The organism is Candidatus Synechococcus spongiarum SH4 (genome assembly GCF_000586015.1).
In the GTDB taxonomy this organism is placed as follows: domain Bacteria; phylum Cyanobacteriota; class Cyanobacteriia; order PCC-6307; family Cyanobiaceae; genus Synechococcus_B; species Synechococcus_B spongiarum_F.
Genome location: NZ_JENA01000121.1, coordinates 1 through 5,001, shown reverse-complemented (window position 1 = coordinate 5,001; position 5,001 = coordinate 1). Strand labels below are relative to the sequence as shown.

The following is a 5,001-nucleotide window of genomic DNA, read 5'->3' as shown; positions in this document are numbered from 1 at the left end:
TGAAGGAGCCGGAGTTCACGTCGATCACCGTCAGGGCTTCCGTGGGCTCGATGACCACGTAACCGCCGGAAGGCAGATCCACCCGTGGCAAGAGGGCCTGGCGAATGGCCGCATTGATGCGGAAGGCCTCCATCAGTTCCTCTGCGCTGGCAAAGGAGTCCACTGCGGTGGCGTTCTTTTCCACCCCCAGGAAGGCTTTGACCCGCCCCGCCACCTGGGGACCGTCCACCACGATTTTGTCCAGATCCGGGCTGCAGTGATCCCGTAAGGTGCGGTGAACAAAATCATCATCCCGATTCAGGAGCGCTGGCGGTTGGGCCGTCTCCGCGGCGGCCTGAACCGTCTCCCATTGACGGCAGAGCGCTTCCAGGTCGTCAATAATCTGGTCCTCCCCCACCCCCTCGGCTTTTGTGCGCACCAGCAGACCGGTTCCGGCAGGTTTGATCAGAACCGCCAGCGCCCGCAGTCGATCACGCTCCCCCTCTTCCTGAATACGGCGGGAAATGTTGACCCCCCGTCCGTTGGGCTGGAGCACCAGAAAGCGACCGGGGAGGGTAATGTTGCCCGTGAGCCGAGGTCCCTTGTTGCCTGTGGGCTCTTTCATGACCTGCACCAGAGCCTTCTGGCGTGGCTCAAGGAGTTCGGTGATGGATCCGGCAGTTTGCCGCAGCCGCAAAGGGCCCAGATCGGTGACGTGAATGAAGCCGTTTCTTTCACTTTCGCCGACTTTTACAAAGGCGGCATCAATTCCTGGGTGGACGTTTTCCACCATCCCGAGATAGATGTCGCCGATCTGATGTTGGCCTTGGGCAACAATCAGTTGCTCAACACGTTCATCATTGAGAATGGCAGCAATGCGCAGCTTTTCAGCAATAAGAATTTGCTTGGTCATGGAAGAAAACCTGAAAGTTTTACCGGGACGGGGTTGGTTGAAGAGCGTTATTTACCTGTCACCGTCGAGGGCAAGGGAGCAACTTGGCCCCGGTGGCGTGAAGTCTTGTCGTCCCGGCCACAAGAACAGCCTATCATGGGCGGGGCTCTCCTGCCTGCCGGGGCCGGGACGCCTCGGGACGCAGGTATAGCCAATCGCGGCGCAGGGTGGTGATGGCCAGTTCCTCGCCGAGACGGCCCGCCAGAATCGTCTCCAACTGTTCAGGTTTCAGGCTGCGGCCGCTGGCGTCAATGGCCACGTCCACAGCCAACCGCACAGCGGCGCCGCCTTGACCAAGCAGGGTCAGATCCTTGAGCAGCGGGCGCAGATCCCGTTGCCGGGGTCGTCCTTTTTTATCCGTGTCCTCCCAGGGCAGACAGGGGGCAGCCAGCACCGCCCCGCAGGCGGCCTGCCAAGCCGGGCTGGGCAGGGGGACCCCTGATTCCGGGCGGAAACCCATAATCCAGCGGCCCCCCTCCAGGAGTTGAGCCAGGCTCTTCTGCCCGAGGGGAACCTCTTCGGCGGTCAGAAGCCGGATACCCGCGGGAAGCCGGGGCTGAAGGGTGTTGATGAGTGTCACCGGCGGGACGACTTCAGCCAACTCCAGATCCAGCAATTCACCGCCACCCTCAACCCCCAGGGGCAGGGCGTGGCCCACCTGCAACCGCGGCAGCGGATGGAACCCGGCGCTGAAGCTGATGGGCAGGGCTGCGGAGCGCAGGGCCCTCTCCAGCAGACGCAGCAGGTCCAGATGGCTGAGCAGGGCCGCATCCCCTTCCTTGGTGAAGCGCAGCCGCAGCCGCTGGACCCGGCGACTCACGGGCCGCACCTGGGCCGATGCCCCGGGGATCGGCGGCGGCGCCACAATCCGGTTGTGTCCAAACTCTGGCCCGCACACCCCGCAACTGCTGCAGGCGGCAAAGGAACAATCCGGAACCACCATGGCCGCCATGGCCCGTTGCAGATCGTCTAGAAGCCACTGGCGATCCACGCCTGTATCCATGTGGTCCCAGGGCAGGGGGAGGGTTGTCGGATCTTTGCCCTCCTGCTCCTGCTGCCGATCCCTCCAATTCAACCCTGCCGCGCCGATGGCCTGATTCCATGCCTCGTAGGCCCGCTCCACGCTCTCCCACCAGGCATCCATCCCCGCACCGTTGCGCCAGGCCTCAACGATGACCTGGGCCAGCCGGCGATCCCCGCGGCCCACGAAATCCTCCATGGCGGAAATCCGCACATCCGTTTCATTCACCTTGAGGCGGGGAATGCCCCGCAGCGCCTGACGCAGCAACGCCTGTTTGCGGCGCAGATCGTCACTGGAGACCTGATGCCACTGGAACGGTGTGTGGGGCTTGGGGGTGAAATTGCTGATGGTGAGGTGAAAGCCGAAGGGGCCATGGCCATGGCACTCCCGCTTCAGCCAACGCACCGTCTCCGCGATGCCCAGCACGTCGGCATCCGTCTCCCCGGGCAAACCGATCATGAAGTAGAGCTTGACCGTTCGCCAGCCCTGCTCGTAGGCGGTGCGGACGCCACGGAGCAGATCCTGATCCGTGAGGCCCTTGTTGATGATGTCCCGCAGTCGCTGGGTGCCCGCCTCCGGGGCGAAGGTGACCCCTGTGCGCCGTGCGCCGCCGATGATCCCGGCAATGGTTTCATCGAAGCGGTCCACCCGTTGACTGGGCAGGCTGAGGCTGACTGATTGCCCCTGGAGCCGATTGCGCAACTCCACGCCAACGGCCGGGAGCGCCAGATAGTCGGAACAACTGAGGGAGAGAAGGGAGAAGTCGCTATAGCCGGTTGTCTTCATGCCCGTTTCCACAGCGTCCACCACTTCATCCGGCGCCACGTCCCGGGCGGGCGGGTCAACATGCCGGGTTGACAGAAGCGGCAGCCCCGGGTACACCCCCGGCGGATTTCCACCACCAGCCGATCATGGACGGTTGCCACCTGGGGCGCCAATCCCGTGGCGTAGTGGGGGATGGGGTCCGCCACCCGCCGCACCACCCGGGCCGGAGCGTCCGGTGATCGGGGCGCCACCCGCCCGTCACCGTTGCGCCGGTACAGGCTGGGGACATATACCCCCGGCACTTGGGCAAGATCCCGTAACAGCGCGGAGCGGCTCAGGCGGGCTGCCTTACCCTCCCGGACCACCAGGCCAATCTCCGGCAGCAACTCCTCCCCGTCCCCCAGGGCCATGAAATCGAAAAAGGCGCCATAGGGTTCGGGATTGGAGGTGGCGGTCTGACCACCGGCAAAGACGAGGGGTTGAGCCTGGGGATGATCGAAGGGCACGTCCGGGCGTTGCCGGGCCCATAGGGGCAGACCACTCAGGTTCAGCATTTCCAGGATGTTGGTGGCCCCCAGTTCATAGCTGAGGCTGAAGCCGAGAATGTCGAACGCCTTCAGGGGCCGACGGCTTTCCACCGCAAACAGGGGAACCTCCTGCTGCCGCAGCCGGGCGGCAAGATCCGCTCCAGGCAGGTAGGCCCGGTCGCAGAGCTGCCCCGGCAGGCGATTAAGGATGCCATAGAGAATGACGTGCCCCAGGTTGCTGGCGCCCACTTCGTAGAGTTCCGGATAGGTGAGACACCAGCGCAATGACGCCTGATCCCAGGGCCGGTGCAGGGCGCCCCGTTCCCGACCCAGATAGCGACCCGGCTTGCTGATGCCCCGATCCACCAGTTGATGGAAGGGGACGGGGGCGGTCGCTGTGGCAGAGGGCATGGACGGGGAAGCAACGGACGGCACAGGGTGACCCACACCCCTGCCCATAGGATGGACCGTCTGTGCCAAGTGCTGCCATGGTGCGCGTCAACAGCCACTACCAAATGTTGCAGGCGGGATACCTCTTCCCGGAAATTCAGCGCCGCATCAAGGCCTTCAGCGCCCGGCGCCCTGAAGCTGATCTCATTCGCCTGGGCATCGGGGATGTTACGGAGCCGTTGCCCGCCGCCTGTTGTGAGGCCATGATCGCCGCCGTTGAGGCCATGGGAACCGCAACGGGGTTCCATGGCTACGGTCCCGAGCAGGGCTACCACTGGCTACGGCAGACCATTGCCCGCCATGACTACCAACAGCGGGGTTGCGCCGTCGAAGCGGACGAGATTTTCATCTCCGACGGCTCCAAGTGCGACGCCAGCAACATTCTGGACATTCTGGGGGACGACAACCGCATTGCCGTGACCGATCCGGTCTACCCCGTCTACGTGGACTCCAACGTGATGGCCGGCCATACGGGTCCCGCTGATGCTCAGGGTCGCTACGGCGGCTTGCAGTACCTGCCCCTCACCGCGGACAACGACTTCCGCGCCCCTTTGCCGGCAACCCCGGCGGATCTGATCTACCTGTGCTTCCCCAATAATCCCACCGGTGCGGTGGCCACCCGCGCCGAGTTGCAGCGTTGGGTGGACTATGCGCGCAGCCATGAAGCCCTGATTCTCTTTGATGCGGCGTACGAAGCCTTTATCCGGGATCCGGACCTGCCCCACTCCATTTTTGAAATGGAGGGGGCCCGGGATTGCGCCATCGAGTTTCGCTCCTTCTCCAAGAATGCCGGTTTCACGGGAACGCGCTGCGCCTTTACCGTGGTGCCCCGGACCCTGACCGGCCGCACCGGTGACGGGGACAGGGTGTCCCTGTGGCAACTCTGGAGCCGCCGCCAGAGCACCAAGTTCAACGGCGTGGGTTATGTGGCGCAACGGGGCGCCGAGGCTGTCTATTCCCCTGCCGGCCAGGCCCAGGTGGCCCGGTTGACGAGTTTCTACATGGAGAATGCCGCCATCATCCGACAGCAACTTCAGAGTCTGGGTCTGGCGGTGTACGGCGGTCAACACGCTCCCTACGTGTGGGTCAGGACACCGGAGTCGGTGGGTTCCTGGCAGTTCTTTGACCAGCTTCTGCAGGAGGCCCGGGTGGTGGGCACTCCCGGGGTTGGTTTTGGCGCCGCCGGGGAGGGCTACCTGCGGCTTTCAGCCTTTAACAGTCGCGCCCGGGTGGAGGCTGCCATGGCCCGGATTGCCCGGTGCAGTCTGCCATAATCCCAGTTGTGGATATGTTCCTCTCAGGGGAGG

Annotated in this window: 2 protein-coding genes and 1 pseudogene; 1 reads left to right on the top strand and 2 read right to left on the bottom strand. The window is 64.1% G+C overall.

Features of this window, described 5'->3' with window-relative positions; genetic code table 11:
* Both BG35_RS0106395 and BG35_RS10690 read right to left on the bottom strand, forming a co-directional pair.
* The coding region (locus BG35_RS0106395; RefSeq protein ID WP_025782174.1) for a ribonuclease E/G at nucleotides 1–892 on the bottom strand (892 nt) is incomplete at its 3' end.
* Between the two features lie 133 nt (nucleotides 893–1,025).
* Nucleotides 1,026–3,655 (bottom strand): annotated as a pseudogene (locus BG35_RS10690) (TIGR03960 family B12-binding radical SAM protein).
* A 77-nt stretch (nucleotides 3,656–3,732) separates the two neighbouring features.
* Here BG35_RS10690 and BG35_RS0106385 point away from each other — a divergent pair.
* Nucleotides 3,733–4,968 (top strand): LL-diaminopimelate aminotransferase, encoded by a 1,236-nt coding sequence (locus BG35_RS0106385; protein ID WP_025782173.1) that lies wholly within the window; start codon nucleotides 3,733–3,735, stop codon nucleotides 4,966–4,968.
* Nucleotides 4,969–5,001 lie beyond the last annotated feature (33 nt).

Coding starts and splice junctions, on each gene's coding strand:
- BG35_RS0106385 (WP_025782173.1), top strand. CDS start 3,733: ATGGTGCGCGTCAACAGCCACTACCAAATGTTGCAGGCGGGATACCTC.